Origin of the sequence: Sphingobacterium sp., from assembly GCF_039596235.1 — a bacterium.
Classification (GTDB): Bacteria; Bacteroidota; Bacteroidia; order Sphingobacteriales; family Sphingobacteriaceae; genus Sphingobacterium.
On record NZ_JBCNKE010000010.1, the window covers coordinates 267,103 to 282,820 of the forward strand.

16 protein-coding genes are annotated in these 15,718 nt (G+C 42.7%); 6 read left to right on the forward strand and 10 right to left on the reverse strand.

Annotated elements, in window-relative coordinates; all coding sequences use genetic code 11:
• Nucleotides 1-35 precede the first annotated feature (35 nt).
• Nucleotides 36-452, reverse strand: coding sequence for an NUDIX domain-containing protein (locus ABDW32_RS20030; protein WP_343565610.1), 417 nt, complete (start codon nt 450-452; stop codon nt 36-38).
• A 544-nt stretch (nt 453-996) separates the two neighbouring features.
• Between ABDW32_RS20030 and ABDW32_RS20035 the strand changes: the two genes are divergently transcribed.
• On the forward strand, nt 997-2,463 hold the full coding sequence (locus ABDW32_RS20035; RefSeq protein WP_343565611.1) for a PLP-dependent aminotransferase family protein: 1,467 nt from the start codon (nt 997-999) through the stop codon (nt 2,461-2,463).
• Between the two features lie 277 nt (nt 2,464-2,740).
• Entirely contained in the window at nt 2,741-3,739 is a 999-nt protein-coding gene (locus ABDW32_RS20040; protein WP_077438710.1) for a beta-ketoacyl-ACP synthase III, read from the forward strand.
• A 482-nt stretch (nt 3,740-4,221) separates the two neighbouring features.
• Here ABDW32_RS20040 and ABDW32_RS20045 read toward each other — a convergent pair whose 3' ends face one another.
• From ABDW32_RS20045 to ABDW32_RS20075, 7 genes are all read right to left on the reverse strand, one after another.
• Nucleotides 4,222-6,498, reverse strand: a complete 2,277-nt coding sequence (locus tag ABDW32_RS20045; RefSeq protein WP_343565612.1) for a multicopper oxidase domain-containing protein — start codon at nt 6,496-6,498, stop codon at nt 4,222-4,224.
• Between the two features lie 10 nt (nt 6,499-6,508).
• Nucleotides 6,509-7,006: a DUF2231 domain-containing protein gene (locus ABDW32_RS20050; RefSeq protein ID WP_343565613.1), complete on the reverse strand. Its 498-nt coding sequence runs from the start codon at nt 7,004-7,006 to the stop codon at nt 6,509-6,511.
• On the reverse strand, nt 6,978-7,634 hold the full coding sequence (locus ABDW32_RS20055) for a DUF3347 domain-containing protein (RefSeq protein WP_343565614.1): 657 nt from the start codon (nt 7,632-7,634) through the stop codon (nt 6,978-6,980). Before ABDW32_RS20055 ends, ABDW32_RS20050 begins: the two co-directional genes overlap by 29 nt.
• 7 nt (nt 7,635-7,641) lie before the next feature.
• Nucleotides 7,642-8,076, reverse strand: a complete 435-nt coding sequence (locus ABDW32_RS20060; RefSeq protein ID WP_343565615.1) for a hypothetical protein — start codon at nt 8,074-8,076, stop codon at nt 7,642-7,644.
• Between the two features lie 11 nt (nt 8,077-8,087).
• Complete coding sequence (locus ABDW32_RS20065; RefSeq protein WP_343565616.1) at nt 8,088-8,972, reverse strand: DUF3347 domain-containing protein; 885 nt, start codon at nt 8,970-8,972, stop codon at nt 8,088-8,090.
• Nucleotides 8,973-9,228: 256 nt separating this feature from the next.
• Nucleotides 9,229-9,714, reverse strand: a complete 486-nt coding sequence (locus tag ABDW32_RS20070; RefSeq protein WP_343565617.1) for a hypothetical protein — start codon at nt 9,712-9,714, stop codon at nt 9,229-9,231.
• A gap of 603 nt (nt 9,715-10,317) precedes the next feature.
• Nucleotides 10,318-11,124: an alpha/beta hydrolase gene (locus ABDW32_RS20075; RefSeq protein ID WP_343565618.1), complete on the reverse strand. Its 807-nt coding sequence runs from the start codon at nt 11,122-11,124 to the stop codon at nt 10,318-10,320.
• A gap of 230 nt (nt 11,125-11,354) precedes the next feature.
• Between ABDW32_RS20075 and ABDW32_RS20080 the strand changes: the two genes are divergently transcribed.
• From ABDW32_RS20080 to ABDW32_RS20090, 3 genes are all read left to right on the forward strand, one after another.
• Nucleotides 11,355-11,780: an SRPBCC family protein gene (locus tag ABDW32_RS20080; RefSeq protein ID WP_343565619.1), complete on the forward strand. Its 426-nt coding sequence runs from the start codon at nt 11,355-11,357 to the stop codon at nt 11,778-11,780.
• Between the two features lie 185 nt (nt 11,781-11,965).
• Nucleotides 11,966-12,424 carry a MaoC family dehydratase gene (locus ABDW32_RS20085; RefSeq protein WP_343565620.1) on the forward strand — a complete coding sequence of 153 codons (459 nt, stop codon included), beginning with the start codon at nt 11,966-11,968 and terminating at the stop codon, nt 12,422-12,424.
• Between the two features lie 46 nt (nt 12,425-12,470).
• Nucleotides 12,471-12,941 (forward strand): GNAT family N-acetyltransferase, encoded by a 471-nt coding sequence (locus ABDW32_RS20090; protein WP_343565621.1) that lies wholly within the window; start codon nt 12,471-12,473, stop codon nt 12,939-12,941.
• Between the two features lie 42 nt (nt 12,942-12,983).
• Here the strand turns inward: ABDW32_RS20090 and ABDW32_RS20095 are convergent, their stop codons facing one another.
• On the reverse strand, nt 12,984-13,958 hold the full coding sequence (locus ABDW32_RS20095) for a putative sulfate exporter family transporter (protein ID WP_343565622.1): 975 nt from the start codon (nt 13,956-13,958) through the stop codon (nt 12,984-12,986).
• Nucleotides 13,959-14,219: 261 nt separating this feature from the next.
• On the opposite strand from ABDW32_RS20095, the gene ABDW32_RS20100 reads away from it, so the two are divergent.
• Nucleotides 14,220-14,579, forward strand: a complete 360-nt coding sequence (locus tag ABDW32_RS20100) for a VOC family protein (protein WP_343565623.1) — start codon at nt 14,220-14,222, stop codon at nt 14,577-14,579.
• Between the two features lie 266 nt (nt 14,580-14,845).
• Here the strand turns inward: ABDW32_RS20100 and cysM are convergent, their stop codons facing one another.
• Nucleotides 14,846-15,718 (reverse strand): cysteine synthase CysM, encoded by an 873-nt coding sequence (gene cysM, locus ABDW32_RS20105; RefSeq protein WP_343565624.1) that lies wholly within the window; start codon nt 15,716-15,718, stop codon nt 14,846-14,848.

Genomic DNA, 15,718 nt, shown 5'->3' on the forward strand with positions numbered 1-15,718 from the left:
GATATGGGATCTAGTACAGTGCCCTGGCCTTTCGCTTAGATCAAGCCATCGGTTTTCAATTTATCAAAGACATGCAATACACCGATCACCTGAATAGGTTCGCGTAAATAATCTTCATGGGAGAAGTACTTCACTTCTCCTATTTCGTTACTTGGTTGTATCTTTTCCGTAAGCGGGTACAGAAAACAATCCTGTTCCATAATCACTTCGGGCACCATACCATAAGCTGGGGCAGTGATATGACAGTAGTAGGAAATCTTTTGGGGATCAAGATCAATATTCAGTTCCTCCGAAATCTCCCGACGGAGTGATTGTAATGAATCCTCTCCCGCATCTATTTTGCCTCCTGGCAGGTACCAGGCTTTTTTATTATTGCTGTAGGCCAGTAATATTTTGTGATCTGCTATACTAATCAATCCGGCTGTTGGTAAACCTTTCGTAATTGTCGACATTCGCTTCCTTGTATCTATCTAATTAAAGTATCCTGTTTTCTTGACGTATCTGTTGTGAAATTACTTTTTTAATGGCACTAATACAAGAAAAACACCAAACTTGCCTATTCCAAAAACGATCCAGCGCAGATACGGCTTATCCATGAATAGCGCGCAGGGCAGCGACATTGAGTTCTTCACGAATTACAACGGATAGGCAATTTCCGTTATGCGCATACAGAATATCGGGAGATGGAGACCTGACCTGACTCGTCATAAACAAAGCAACCAGCAGCGCGTTCAATCTGGATATTCAATTTTTCAAATACAGGAAATGGTTTCATCAAATGATCGTAAGTTTGGTTAAACCAAAAATCGAATTAAATCCCGCCTTATAGGTAGTCCAGGATCAATTTAAAGCAACTGGTCCAGTTGGGATCCGTAAAAGTAAAAAGCTCATCTCAAATCAGATACGCAGACAACAGATCTAATCGAATCATCACAAAGAATTTCAATCCAAAAGAACAATTGTATCTTTGAGTGAATTACCTGATAAAATTTACCCATGCTCAGACCCTGGAATTTGACAATGGAGATAGACCGATCCTCCACAAAGGCGATTTATTTACAACTAGCCGATAGTATTGCGGCCGATATCCAATCGGGCCGGCTAGCCCCTGGTACAGCATTACCGAGCAGTAGAGCCCTAGCCACGCAGCTGAAACTAAACCGCAATACAGTTGTTGAAGCTATCCAGCAGCTCCTGAGTGAAGGATGGGTCCTGAGTCAAGAGCGCCGCGGAATTTTCGTGGCCGAGCAGCTCCCGCCGTTGCTTTCCAAAGCTGAAGGTAGTACCCGAAGCAAATCCTTATCGACACTTCAGACACCCTTGCGCATTATTTTCGACGATGGGAATCCCGACAGTAAAATCGTCCCTATTGATCAGCTCGGACGCGCTTATCGACAGATTTTCAAACGGAGCGCACGATGGAAAATGATGGGTTATGCCGATCCAAAGGGACACATTGATTTCCGGCAGGCTATCGTGGACATGCTCAATCAGGAGCGTAATATGAATATTACCCCGGCTAACCTGTGCATCAGCCGGGGCAGCCAAATGGCCATGTACCTCGTCGCCCAATGTTTATTGAAAAAGGACGATTACATCTTTGTGGAGTCTCCGGGCTACCATTCGGCCTGGAAGATCTTTGAGCATACCGGTGCAACGCTTATCCAGGTACCCGTTGACGAGCACGGCATTATTGTCGATGATATGATCCCCCATCTCAAAGAGTGCAAAAACATCAAAGCGGTCTATCTTACACCCCATCGGCAATACCCTACCACGGCGACATTAAGTCAGGCCCGTAGGTCCGAGCTGATCCAACTATCCAATCAATATGGATTTACGGTCATCGAGGACGATTACGACTATGAATTTCATTTCGAAGATACCCCCTGCTATCCACTGGCTTCTACCGGCGAGTTACAGCATTCCATCTACATCGGAACATTGAGCAAAGTGGTTGCACCAGCGCTTCGCATAGGTTATCTCGTCAGCAAAGATGAACAGCTCCTGCACGCAATCGCGCAATTACGTTATATGATCGATATACAGGGCGATAATATCATGGAACAAGCTGTCCTGGAACTTATTCAGGACGGCACGCTCAGAAGACACATCCGCAAAGCCACCAACTATTACCGAGGCAAGCGTGACTTTATGATCAAGCAACTGGATCTCCATTTATCAGAGCATGTTGATTACCATTGTCCACAAGGCGGACTAGCCGTCTGGTTAGCATGCAAACATCAGGTAGACTGGACATTGCTCTTCAACAAGCTGAAAGAAAAGTCCATTCATATTCCCCATCCCGACAACTATCATAAAGACGATAGTTACGGCGGCCTCCGCCTAGGCTATGGAGCCCTGTCCGAAGAACAGATCGAAGAGGGCATCCGCATCCTGGCCGATCTTCTGCAGCAAGCCCGAACTGGCCCCAAAGGAGTGTCAGCACAACAAAATAGCTAGACCGTTTGGAGATTTTGAAAAAATAAAAAAGATAAAAATTTTGACAAACACAACACTAACAGCATATAATTCTGCTTCTTAAAGACCAATTAAAAGAATAGTATAGCACAAAGGTTAAAAACAGTTAATTTTGTCAAAAAACGTAATTATTTTGTCAAAAACCTACTTTTTCGCCCTTGAATTGTACAAATTAACCGTAGTTTTACGGCGCAAAATTACAACTGACTAATTTGTAAGATTTGGCTGTAGAAAAAGAGAGAAAAGAGTACATTATTTTATGACTGAAAGAATACCGAGCAGGCCGTATGCAGCAATAACTGGGGTTGGTGGATATATCCCGCCGAAGAGAAGATCCAACACCGACTTAGAACAGTTTTGCGAGACCTCCGATGAATGGATTATCAAACGTACGGGAATTAAGGAGCGAAGGATATTGGATGAAAATCTTGCCACATCGGACATGGCCGTCAAAGCCATTCAGGATCTAGCAAAACAATATAACAAAGATTTACGGGATGTCGACGCCCTTATTGTCGCAACATCCACACCAGATATGCCCATGCCGGCTACAGCAAATATTATTCTCGAGAAATTGGGATTAACCAATGTATGGGCTTTTGATGTCAATGCCGCTTGTTCAGGCTTCCTCTATGCGTTGGATATGGCATCCTCGCTCGTGGAAACACAGCGTTATAAAAATGTGCTTGTTGTAGGCGCGGATAATATCAGTACCTATGTCGATCTAAAAGATCGCTCTACCAATATTCTTTTCGGCGACGGTGCCGGTGTCATATGGTTGGAACCATCGCTTGAAGGTGGTGTCATGGATGCCTACCTGCGTAGCAATGGTGCTGGACGTGAATTTTTGAAGATCGAAGCCGGTGGTTCCCTCTACCCGATCGACAGTAACCTTCCCGTAAATGACAACCGCTTTCTCAAACAAGATGGTAAGACCGTCTTCAAACATGCTGTTCAGTCCATGAGTGACGCCTGTAATACTGTATTACAGCGCAATAACTTACAAATCGAAGATATCAACTGGTTAATTCCGCATCAAGCCAACCAGCGTATTATCGATGCCGTTGGCCGTAGTCTTAATATTCCTGAAGATAGAGCACTTAGCAACATCGAATACTTAGGTAATACCATTGCTGCTACGATTCCCTTGTGTATCTGGCAAAATATCAAAAAACTGAATACTGGTGACCTCGTGATGCTGACTGCTTTTGGAGCAGGATTCTCTTGGGGCGCAAGCATCTTTAAGTGGATGATCTAACAATTCGAAACCCATTCATTTTAAAACGATCTATAACAAAAAAAGGTTTGAAATTTAACAATTTCAAACCTTTTTTTCTGTTAACGATAAAAAATAGGCCGTAAAAAGTCTAACCCATTTGGGAGGCATTATGTCATCAAATTCATATCAACATATCAATTAACAGGGATCTCATAGGGACTTTATACGGACCTCATCCGGACCTCATTCGGATAAAACCGTATAAAGTATGGGTTAAATCCTTATAAGTTTACAATTAAGTCTGTTTTATTTAAAAAGATAACTCCAATTTGTCTAGGGATAGTCCCAAAAAAGCACAAACGATTCGCAAGAGCCATCTTTAAGGCATCAAGAGAAATTATAGTGCTTGATCGGCTTTGATAGGATTTAGAAGCATGGTTCATAAATGAAAAAGCAGGATATCTCTCTGAAAGATATCCTGCTTTTTCGCTTTACCGGGCCTCCTCCTTTAAGAAGCTTTTTTAATAACTCAACGACAATCCCACGCCAAATCCCATATCACTATCGTAATGTGTTCTGAAGGCCATATTTTTTGTGATGATATAATTCAGTCCGGCCATATATTCTAGATCCGAGTTGACCATAAAATCAGCACGTATTCTTCGTGAGACCGGAATATCCTCACGCATCAGTTGCAATCGGACAATACCATCATGGTACACTTCGGCCTGGAAGTTCACCAGCATGGGTAAGGTATACATAAAACCCAGACTCAGCGCCTTCCGGCTATCTTTCTTATTGGCCTGACCAAAAATATTTTTTTCATGTTCGTCCTCGCCCATCCGGCGGTAGCGATAATCAAAACCTACGAAAGGCATAAACCACTGCATTTTTCCGAAAAAGCGCCCCAAGTGTGTCTCCACCTCATAACCATGCATATCGTTGTAACCTAAGCGCCATTCCGACCCCAGCTGCCAGCGCGCATTCTGGAACATCGCCTGACCGTCATTTCCGTTTGTCGCAAAGTCATTCTGCGCCATGAAATGGGTCATATTGCTCTCATGTTGCAGCGCCTTATATGCCTTTGCTTTATCCGGTAAATAGGGATTTTTATAGTCATCCACAGCAAACACCCGGTTCATTCCGGCCATCATATGGTATAAGATATGACAGTGAAAAAACCAATCGCCCTCCTCGTTTGCCAAAAACTCAATGGTATCTGTTTCCATAGGCATGATATCGACCACATTTTTCAAAGGAGCTTTTGCTCCCTTACCATTCAGCAGCCTAAAGTCAAAGCCGTGCAAATGGATCGGGTGGCGCATCATCGAGTTATTGTAAATGGTAATCCGCAGTACTTCTCCCTTCTTCACCGGAATCTTATCGGTTTCCGAAAGGATTTTATTATCCATACTCCAGACATAGCGGCTCATATTTCCCGTAAGGGTAAATTTAAGATCCCGCACAGGAGCGTTCTTCGGCAATTCGGTCTCATGGGGAGATTCCAGCATCGCATAATTCAATGTGACAATATCACCCAGTGCATTCGCATTATAACGGTTTGGATCCTCATCCGAATTCATCTTCCCGTGTCCCATGCCACTGTGCTTGCTGTGATCTTCCTTTTTCTTTCCATCTCCGGTAATTTCGGAATACATGACCACATTCATATCCATCTGATTCAGGCTCATATTCATCCCCATATCATTCAGGTTACCATCCATCTTCATCATGTCATTCATCATCTTCATTCCCTCAAAATATTTGAGACGGGGAAGTGGTGAAATCAATTGCTTGATGCCATTGCCGACAAAATAGCTTGCTGATTGCGTCCGATCCTCCGTTGTGGCCATAAACTCGTAGGCTGTTCCCTCATTCGGGATCGTCACGACCACATCGTAGGTCTCCGATACAGCGATCATCAATCGGTCCACCTCCACAGGGACCACATCATTCCCGTCGTTTGCAACTACAGTAATTTTTCCACCTGCATAGCGCAGCCAAAAATAAGATGAAGCGCCACCATTGGAAATCCGCAAACGTACCTTATCTCCCGCTTTTAATTGCTTCCCATCCACTTCCTTTAGATCTGTGGAATGAGCTCCATTCAAGAGGATCTTGTCGTAGTACACATCACTGACATCCATGGCGAGCTGACGCTTCCATTCATTGGTGATTTTCGTTCCAAACTTACCCGCTTTGATCGCCTCCGCGTAAGATTGGGTAGCTCCTTTTTTGATGGCCGCCCAGTCATTTCCAGTATGCAGCATCCGCTGGATATTATCTGGATTATAATTTGTCCATTCACTGATGATGAGCGGAACAGTTGGTAAATCATCTATTCCTTTTCGAAAAGTCTTATCATCTGCACGTTTGTTCAAAATAAGGCTACCATACATACCGATCTGTTCCTGCAAGCCTGAATGCGAATGATACCAGTGCGTTCCGTGCTGAATAATGGGAAAACGGTAGGTATAGGTCGAGTTTGGCTTGATCGGCTCCTGCGTCAGATGCGGCACACCATCCTCTTTGTTCGGCAAAAAGATACCATGCCAGTGCAAGGACGTACTTTCTTTCAGTTCATTATGAACGACAATTTCTGCTGTATCCCCTTCGGTAAATGTCAGGGTCGGCATAGGAATCTGTCCGTTTACCGAAATGGCCCGTTTTGCTTTACCTGCATAATTTACGATGGTATCACGAACATACAGTTCATGACGTACCACCCGCTGGGCAAACACGGTAGCTTGTGTCATTAATAGAAAAACAATTATCAGTATATTTCTTTTATTACTCATTTTCATGCGATTACTTCATTAAAACTCCATTATTTTTAGGTCCCACGCCATACCGATAGACCAGCCGTGCGCCATGGTGCCCTGTGATAAAGAGTGTCACGGACAAACTTATCAACAAAATCACGATCAAATAGTTTGTCCAGATGACCTTACTCCATCCCAGTGCCACCAAACGTACAAGAGTGGTTATCCCTGCCAGCCAGAAGCTGAACCAGGCATAACGCTGGTGGATATCAAACACAGCAAAAGCTTCTGCATCTGCATCTCCCGAAATATGGGCTGCGGTCTGGATTGCCGCAAAAGCACCCATTGTTCCCAACAACAGCAGGATAAAAGTCACTATATTGAACTCATGCCGGTATCGCCGATAGCATACAGCCAGCACCTGACTGAGCAAGGCCAAAATCAGCAGCACTATAGGGAAATGAACCACTAGGGGGTGCATATTGGGAAACCCTTCAAATAAGCGCTCCATGTCCCTATTGAATTGTTTCCACTGTGGATCCACAGGTCGACATTGATTTGCCCATGTATGGATTGTCAATGGCCTCTTGTTTGCTCAACCAGTGCGCACCTTTACCCTCATTATACATCGGACAATGCTGGTAATACACCGGAGCATCTGGCCGCAGCACTTTTAGCAAGGCATACATATTTTTGGATAGCGTCACAAAGTGCTCACGTTGGTGTTCATTTTCATCAATCCCAGCAATATGTTCAGTATCAAAGGCCAATTTCCGTTGATACTGTTTCCAGGCAACTGCAGTAGCCGCTTCCAGCTTGGCGGCATCGATCTTCGCAACCGCAGCCTGCATCTTTTGGGCAGCCTGCTGTGCCGCCTGTCCGTTGTCTCTCGCCAGCGCATCTTTTAATTCAAAGTAAGCACTGTAAACTTCGTCGAGCGACCTGTTTTTTGCGACTGCAGCATCGGTCTTAGTCTTAGCAGCAGTTTCGACAAGCGCCACTTTTACTATTGTATCTACTACTCCAGCCCCCTTTGTTTTCGTTTGATCCGTAACCGCATCTTTCTCTTGATCTTCCTGTGCCGCATGTGCAGCATGGGTATGATCCGATTTTGAATTATTACAGGCAGTTAGTGTCACTGCTGCTACTGCGATTAATAGTATTCTTTTCATTTTAAATCTATTTATTGGTTATATTTTCAAGGTATTTCCGATAATTTTCTTCGCTTTCAAAATAAGAAACCTCCCCCTGATCACCCGTTATGGCAATTGCTGCCATGGCCTTATCAACTTTGTTTCCGGTTAGGGGATCAATAGCCATGCGAACAGCAGCTTCTTTAGGGATTCGCTCCTTACACATTTCACAGCAGCCATAATAAGCCTTGCCCTCATATTTGACCAGCAGCTGTTTCTTTTCCATAAATGCATCGTTGACCATACATACCTCTTCTGTAGGCACGAGATCCCCTTTTTTGTACTGCTTTGCAGCTGCCGCTACATGCCTCGTTGTATCCTTTTCTGAACTCGTAGGCGCTGCTTCTGAACTGCTTTCCGGATTGGTGCATGCCGTCAATATGAGGACAAACACTGCTATAATAGCAACTAAATATTTCATGGGGCCAGCTTCTAATTAAGCGTTTCAACTGTACTTCCACAAGTGATCATTTGCGATCCGTAGAATGGATTTTTAACGGCTTTTTCCTGACTCAACCAGTTCGCCCCTTTCCCCTCATTAAACATCGGACAATGCTGATAGTAAACAGGACTCCCAAAAGAGCTCACTTTGGCCAGTTCATAGAGCTTCGTCGAAAGCGAGGCAAATGCCAGGCGCTGTTTATTCACATCCGTGCTCTTTGCAACGGTCGTAGCATCAGCAGTCAAATTGTTCATCACCTTCATCCAGACAGTATGTTCAGCGGATGCAAGCTTATTCATATCGACGGCCTTGATCGCTTCCTGCAATGCCTCTGCCTTGGTCGCTGCTGTCTTGGCATCCGCCTTGACCAGCGCATCTTTTAAAGCAAAGTATTGATCGACCACATTTGTCAATGGTGTTACTTTTCCGGTTACCGTAGCAGCAGCATGCTGATGCGCTGAATGATCTGTTTGCCCCGGCTGATGTTGTCCAGTATGTGCTGTAGTTGCAGTCTGCGATGTCGAAACAGGTTTTAATGTTCTTACGTATTGATCAGCCTTGGGTAACTTGGCATAAACATCGTCTGGTGCCAGAAACTTCTCACTGTCAAATCCTGCTAGCGCAATACGTTTTAAAACCTCATCTTCATTTGTTTTTGAAGCATCATAAGTGATGGTTGCTATTTTCGTTTCCTGATTCCATTCTACTTGCGCGTTCTTTCCAGCCTTGCCTTCCTGCTCGATGATGGTTTTTGCAGCGGGCGTATTTCCGAAAACCTTTACCGTTGCTGTTTTCGCATTTTTGATCTGTGCCTGTATAGGGCTATTGCTAAGTAATACCACGGTTACCAAGCCAATTATTGAGATTGATTTCATATGTAAATATTCTTTGAGGGTCTTCTAGTATACCCTGTTTATCTTGAGTTGCATGTATGCTTTTTTAAATAGAAGTACCTTATGAAGGGTAAATTCTAATTAAATGAATACCGGAGTTAACAGCTAGCCAGTAAAAGCTAAATACTGTAGACATCAGCGAATCTTATGATCCAATGGTATTTTTATCTAATACATGAAGAGGGATTTGGAGCGCGGATGGCGATCCAAAAAGACGTAGCATGGGCTACGACGGTTACTAGGCTAGTTTAGGAGGCTGCCAGATCGAAAAATAAGCATCCGGACAAAAAGGCTGCTTATACAGTGTATATAATTTGAGTTGATCGGCATCCGGCATCAAGATAAAATCTGCTTCATCAAAAGAGATCAAGGGATTACATTGCATCGAAGTACGACATGATTTTTCGGCACAGTGTTTACCACAATCATCGCCATGATCACCTGAACTTCCTGCATCCTGCTTTTTATCTTTACAGCATTCTTTCGCTTTGGTATCCTTCACATCTTGAGCCTTGCCACTAGGCTTTGGTTCTTGAGCTTTCTCAATATGTTTTAGATCTTGAGTTGTCCCGCTTTCTTTTACATCCTGACTTTTTTCGGAGCAACATGACTTTTGCTCTTGCTTCGGCTTTTCAGGCGATAAATGGCAGGCAAAACCCAGACTTGGTGCTAAGAATAGCCCCAAAATACTGATGACCAACGAGATGTTGACTTTCGCCCACATAAGATTCAAATTTTATCGTGTTTATGCTAGAATACCTTATTTACAGGAAATAACCCTGCATGTAGATATTACGAAATAAAGATCGTTACTATTTTCGAAACGGCTGTTGTAATATTTTTTATTTTATTTATAATATTTCGAGCCGAAAAAATCAGTTCCCCCTGACTTCACCATATTTTTCTATTTTTGTAAGTCCCCATTTAGAGAGCATAAAAAGTTCCAATGATGCCAAAAAAAATCCCCAAGTTCCATAATAAGCATCCAATAAATCAGCCACATTTAATAACGGGACATAAAGCTCATAAAGAATAGTTACAACCAGTATAAATAAGGAAAAAAATAAGATATACTTAAAACTTACGCCAAATAGAAGCCATACAAAACAGGGTCCTCCAATAAGTAGGTATGTAATGGAAAAATTTGATATATGACTTTCAAAATCTTCAAAATTCCGGTTAATAAATTCTAAAGGGAGCGAGTCAGACTTTCTGGTCAAAAACAACAAAATGACGAGAATAAATAAGAGGAAATGCGCTAAAGCTGCCGTTAGCTTGACCTGATATTTAATTTTGTTTTGGTTCGACATTTTATACCACGATAGCTTTACTTTTCCAATTCCTTTATCCAGTTCAGCAATTGTAGGCATCCCGGTGCATAAACAGCCCCATGATCAAAGCCCTGTAATTGGTATAAAGACGTTTTCGCATGGCCGACCTGTTTTAATAGGGCTGCAAGATGTGCATTTTCTTCATACCGGGCAGGCAGTTCCAATCGGGCATCGCCTGTAATCAGTACAATAGGCGGGGCATCCTTCCGTGCGAAGGAAATAGGTGCGTACTGATCGATCTGTGGGATTATCATGGACTGCCCACGTTCCTTTTTGATGGTATAATGTGTATTGGTCTGACCACTGATCGGTGCGAGGCCTTTTATTCTATTCGCGTTGATACCCTCTTTTTGCAGATAGCTGCTATCAAGTCCTACCATTAAAGCCAGATATCCGCCAGCAGAATGCCCCGAAACATAGATCTTCGCTGGATCGCCGCCATAAGAAGCGATGTTGGAAAAGGCCCAGGCAACCGCTTCCGCGGCGTCTTCAATGTAACCCGGAGCTTTCACCTTGGGACTTAGCCTGTAATTGACCGCAACCACGGCCACACCTTTATCCTTCAATTCTAAAGGAATAAATTTATTCCCCTCTTCGAGTCCACCACCATGAAACCATACAATTGTCGAGAAATGCTTTCGGTCGGTCGGCACGTACAGATCGAGCTTGCAACGTTCCTTTTTATACGCATCGGTATCAGTAATTTTACAATAGCTAATATCCGCTATTGTACGGTATTTTTGAGCAAAAGTTAGGTTGAATGAAATGAATAAAAAGAATGCGACAAGGAACTTTGGGAACATAATAAATGGGTTTAAGGATTCACATTCATAAAGTTAGCAAAAACCCTTCAGATCCCCATCTTTCAAAACAAAATTGTTTGCGCGACGCCACAAAGCAACAGACCAACTGTGTCAGCTTACCCTTTTGAGGAAAAACCAGGAATTATCTCAGAGATGATATAACAAAAGATAAATTTTCCTGTTATAAGTAAGGAAACTATAATTACTTTAGAAAAAATTATTAACGAAATATGGAGCAGATAAAAATACAAGCGCATATCGATGTGCGCGTAGAGATCATCTGGAACGCCTATACCTCAGCCGAAGACATTATGCAATGGAACCAAGCGTCAGATGATTGGCATTGTACGGATGCGATCAACGATTTACGCATTGGTGGAACATTCAAAAATCGTATGGAAGCCAAAGACGGCTCCATGGGTTTTGATTTTACGGGAACCTATACGGCACTCGAACCCTTCAAAAAAATAGCCTATGTGATGCCTGATGGCCGTCAGGTCTCCATTACTTTCCACGAGAAAAAATCCGGCACTGATGTCGTCGTTATTTTTGACGCGGAATCCGAAAACCCGATAGAGATGCAACGTCAGGGCTGGCAGGCTATTTTGGATAACTTCAAAGCATATGTAGAAAATACCTATGGCAGTTTATCCTAAGGGAAAAACCTTTCCCTGTGGCTTTGCGGGTTAATCAGCTGATGATAATCACTTCTCAGAGTAAACATATAAATAACAGACATACTTGGATTGCTAACGACAATGGTTATCTTTAGGCAAAATTTGATATCCCCGTATGTAACCGACGGAGCAAATTCCAACGAAAAGCGATAAAGACATAACATATGACAATAATTAACAATTATGAAGAGTACAAGGCCTTTGAAGGAAAGTCATTAGGCGAATCTCAATGGCATACGATTGACCAAAAACAGATTAACCAGTTTGCAGACGCAACCTTAGATCACCAATGGATCCATCTTGACAGCGAAAAAGCAAAGACAGAAAGTCCATTCAAATCGACCATTGCACACGGTTATCTGACCTTATCCCTTATTCCTTACCTGTGGAAACAGATTGCAGAGGTACGGAATGTCAAAATGGAAATCAATTATGGTATCGAAAACCTGCGCTTTGCACAACCGGTTCTGGTCGATAATCAAGTGCAGCTGCACACGCTTGTAAAATCGGTTACTAACCTTCGGGGGGTTATCAAGGTGACGATTGAAGCAACCTTAAAAATTAAGGATAGTGCCAAACCAGCCTATGTTGGAGATGTTATCTTCCTATACCACTTCAATTAAACCGTCAAAACGGTATTTATTTTAACAGATTCAGTAAGCTATTCGTATGTTGGCTGATTTCGAAATAAAACAGATCACAAATCATAAGGATTATCCTTATGATTTGTTGCTTCTGGCCGACGAGACTGTCGCTGCCATCCATAAGTATGTTTTTGAATCCATGGTCTTTGTTGTACAAGAAAAACAACTCCCTATTGCGGTATTTTGTTTATATCCTATCGATACCGATACGCTCGAGATCAAAAATATTGCTGTCGCGGCTTCACATCAAAATAGAGGACTTGGGAGCAAAATATTACAATACATCCAGGAGACTTATTGCACACAATATCCCAACCTGATTGTTGGAACTGCCGATTGTGGTTTCGATCAGATCCGATTTTATGAACGTAATGGCTTTGTTCAATACGGCGTCCGCACCAATTTTTTTATAGAGAATTACGAACAACCCATTTATGAGAACGGTCAGCTGTTAAAAGATATGGTTCTGCTAAAATATCAGTCCCAACAGCCCTAACGACAATCGTTCGTCAATGGCTATTTGATAGATGCCTCTCTGTTAAAGGAAGAAGTAAATATAGAGTAATACGGGAACGGCAAGACATAGCCACAATAGCAGTCCCTGTAGAATTGCCTTATAGCCTACCGACAGTATTACATCCTTTGAGAGGCTAGCTCCGATTAAAAAGAGCGTCAATGTAAGCCCGATCTTGGAGATGTGGACCACATGGGTCCCTATTTCCTGAAAAAAAGGAATATAACTATTCAAAATAATAGCCAGTATAAATAACCCGATAAAATAAGGAATCTTTATCCCTGTTCCCTTGGTATTGAAAGCAAGCGCGCTCAGCAAAGAAATCGGAATAATCCACAGTGCCCGGGTTAATTTAACAGTCGTTGCCACTTGTAGGGCTTCGCTGCCATACTTACTTGCCGCACCGACGACCGAACTGGTATCCTGTATCGCAACCGCGCACCAAAGGCCAAATTGAGTCTGCGAGAGATCCAACGCACGACCGATAACCGGGAAAACAAACAAAGCAATTGCATTCAGGATAAAGATAGTTCCCAAGGCCACACTAATCTGTTTTTCATTGGCTTTTACTGCCGGCGATACAGCTGCAATGGCACTGCCCCCGCAAATAGCTGTTCCCACAGTAATAAGATAAGCGGTCAGTTTTTCGAGGTTTAAAAATTTAGCTAGTACAAAGCCCAGCAGCAATGTTCCGATAATGGAAATAACAGTCAGCAAAAATCCGTCTCTACCTGTCTGGATAGCGGAGTCAATATGCATACCGAAACCTAGGCCAACGACAGAAAACTGCAAAAGAATTTGCGTGGCTTTGTGGTTAACAGCCAAAAAAGGATGTCCGATCCATTGAGCAACAAGAATACCAAGTAGCAAGGCCAAAGGAGCTGACACGACCGGCGTCAAGCATAAGATAAAAAGGAGGATAAAAAGGATTTCCCGAACCGAGATCTTCTTGTTAAGTAAATAATTATAGTGCGCTGTGAAGCCTGCTTTTTTATACATGATTTTGTGTTTTGATCTGCCACAAAATTGAATAACTTTTAATTATCATTAAAACTACAATAACAAATAAGTTATAACCAAATATTATACACACCCCATAATAGTCATTCATAGGGTTAATGTAAAAATGACCATTACAACATATCCACCCTTCGGGGTCGTTAGGGATTAAGTAGAAAAAATAGGATCTACAACTAGCCGGGAATAAAAATAAACCCTTATATTTCAGTAAGATTTAAATAAAAAGCAATACTTGAAAAAATGAAACTAACTACAATACATCCAAAATTACCCATGCGTAATAAGGCCATTACCAAGGATTTTTATGTCGGTCAACTTGGCTTTGTGGCCTGTGGGGCCGCAGACTATGAAGATTATCTGATGATCAAAAAAGATCAGGTCGAAATCCATTTCTTTTCATTTAAAGAACTGCTGCCTCAAGAAAATTACGGTATGGTTTATATTCGTACGGATGATATTGATCAACTTTATCAGTCTTTTTTAGAAAATAATATTGCCATCCATCCCAATGGTCAACTGATGACCAAACCTTGGGGACAGCGGGAGTTTTCCATTCTCGACCCAGACAATAACCTGTTAACCTTTGGAGCTGGGGAATAGCATCGAAAAATGGTCTAATCTAACCTGGCGGTGTAGTTCAGCCCCGGTATAGCGCCTGCCCCTTGGCCGGAAACTATTTTTATTGGATCGGTATCCTGAATTAAACATCGGGCTATCTGACGGAAAACAATACCACTGATAATGTGGACAATCCGCATTGACACAAACAGATACGATAGAGAAAAATGAAGCCAGTCTTTATTACGCTTTGTTTTCGGGTAATAAAGATTGGCAATATTATTTAATTAGCAATCCTTTTAGCGGGACTAACCAAATAAGTCTGAGCTCAGATAGCGATCGCCCCGATCGCAAGCGATAAAGACAATAATACCTGCTTCAATTTCATTGGCAATTTTAAGGGCTCCGGCAAATGCTCCACCCGTGCTCATACCGGCAAATACCCCCTCACGTTTGACTAGCTCGCGCGCCAGTTCGGTAGCTTCCTGTTGTGAGATATCAATCACACGGTCTACACGGCTTGGATCAAATATTTTGGGTAAGTAGGCTTCTGGCCAGCGTCTGATTCCAGGAATAGATGACTCGGGCGTAGGTTGACAACCGACAATCTGAATGGCTGGATTTTTCTCTTTGAGGTAAATAGAATTCCCCATAATTGTTCCCGTGGTGCCCATTGCGCTCACAAAGTGGGTAATTTTTCCATCTGTATCACGCCATATTTCTGGCCCAGTCGTTTTGATATGAGCTTTATAGTTATCAGGATTGGCAAATTGGTTTAAGATAAAATAGCCTTCCTTTAACGCTTTTTCTTCCGCATAATCCCGGCATATTTCCATCGACTCCAAGAGTGTAACCTTAGCACCGTAAGCCTCCATCGTAAGTGTCCGCTCGCGGGTAGAAGATGCCGGCATGACCAGTTCCAAACTCAAACCATATATTCCGGCAATCATGGCCAAGGCGATCCCTGTATTACCACTTGTCGCTTCAATCAACTTGCTTTCTTTCGAAATTTCACCACGCTCCATGGCCGAACGGATCATATTTAAGGCCGCACGGTCTTTGACAGAACCTGCGGGGTTATTTCCCTCCATTTTTGCAAAGATCCGTACATTGGGATTCGTATGAAACTGAGTGATCTCCACCAATGGTGTATTTCCGATGGTATCTATAATATTTCCCAT

What these genes read in the sequence shown, in the direction of transcription:
- ABDW32_RS20030 (WP_343565610.1), bottom strand. Translation starts at nt 452, where the DNA reads ATGTCGACAATTACGAAAGGTTTACCAACAGCCGGATTGATTAGTATA.
- ABDW32_RS20035 (WP_343565611.1), top strand. Translation starts at nt 997, where the DNA reads ATGCTCAGACCCTGGAATTTGACAATGGAGATAGACCGATCCTCCACA.
- ABDW32_RS20040 (WP_077438710.1), top strand. Translation starts at nt 2,741, where the DNA reads ATGACTGAAAGAATACCGAGCAGGCCGTATGCAGCAATAACTGGGGTT.
- ABDW32_RS20045 (WP_343565612.1), bottom strand. Translation starts at nt 6,498, where the DNA reads ATGAGTAATAAAAGAAATATACTGATAATTGTTTTTCTATTAATGACA.
- ABDW32_RS20055 (WP_343565614.1), bottom strand. Translation starts at nt 7,634, where the DNA reads ATGAAAAGAATACTATTAATCGCAGTAGCAGCAGTGACACTAACTGCC.
- ABDW32_RS20060 (WP_343565615.1), bottom strand. Translation starts at nt 8,076, where the DNA reads ATGAAATATTTAGTTGCTATTATAGCAGTGTTTGTCCTCATATTGACG.
- ABDW32_RS20065 (WP_343565616.1), bottom strand. Translation starts at nt 8,972, where the DNA reads ATGAAATCAATCTCAATAATTGGCTTGGTAACCGTGGTATTACTTAGC.
- ABDW32_RS20070 (WP_343565617.1), bottom strand. Translation starts at nt 9,714, where the DNA reads ATGTGGGCGAAAGTCAACATCTCGTTGGTCATCAGTATTTTGGGGCTA.
- ABDW32_RS20075 (WP_343565618.1), bottom strand. Translation starts at nt 11,124, where the DNA reads ATGTTCCCAAAGTTCCTTGTCGCATTCTTTTTATTCATTTCATTCAAC.
- ABDW32_RS20080 (WP_343565619.1), top strand. Translation starts at nt 11,355, where the DNA reads ATGGAGCAGATAAAAATACAAGCGCATATCGATGTGCGCGTAGAGATC.
- ABDW32_RS20085 (WP_343565620.1), top strand. Translation starts at nt 11,966, where the DNA reads ATGACAATAATTAACAATTATGAAGAGTACAAGGCCTTTGAAGGAAAG.
- ABDW32_RS20090 (WP_343565621.1), top strand. Translation starts at nt 12,471, where the DNA reads ATGTTGGCTGATTTCGAAATAAAACAGATCACAAATCATAAGGATTAT.
- ABDW32_RS20095 (WP_343565622.1), bottom strand. Translation starts at nt 13,958, where the DNA reads ATGTATAAAAAAGCAGGCTTCACAGCGCACTATAATTATTTACTTAAC.
- ABDW32_RS20100 (WP_343565623.1), top strand. Translation starts at nt 14,220, where the DNA reads ATGAAACTAACTACAATACATCCAAAATTACCCATGCGTAATAAGGCC.
- cysM (WP_343565624.1), bottom strand. Translation starts at nt 15,718, where the DNA reads ATGGGAAATATTATAGATACCATCGGAAATACACCATTGGTGGAGATC.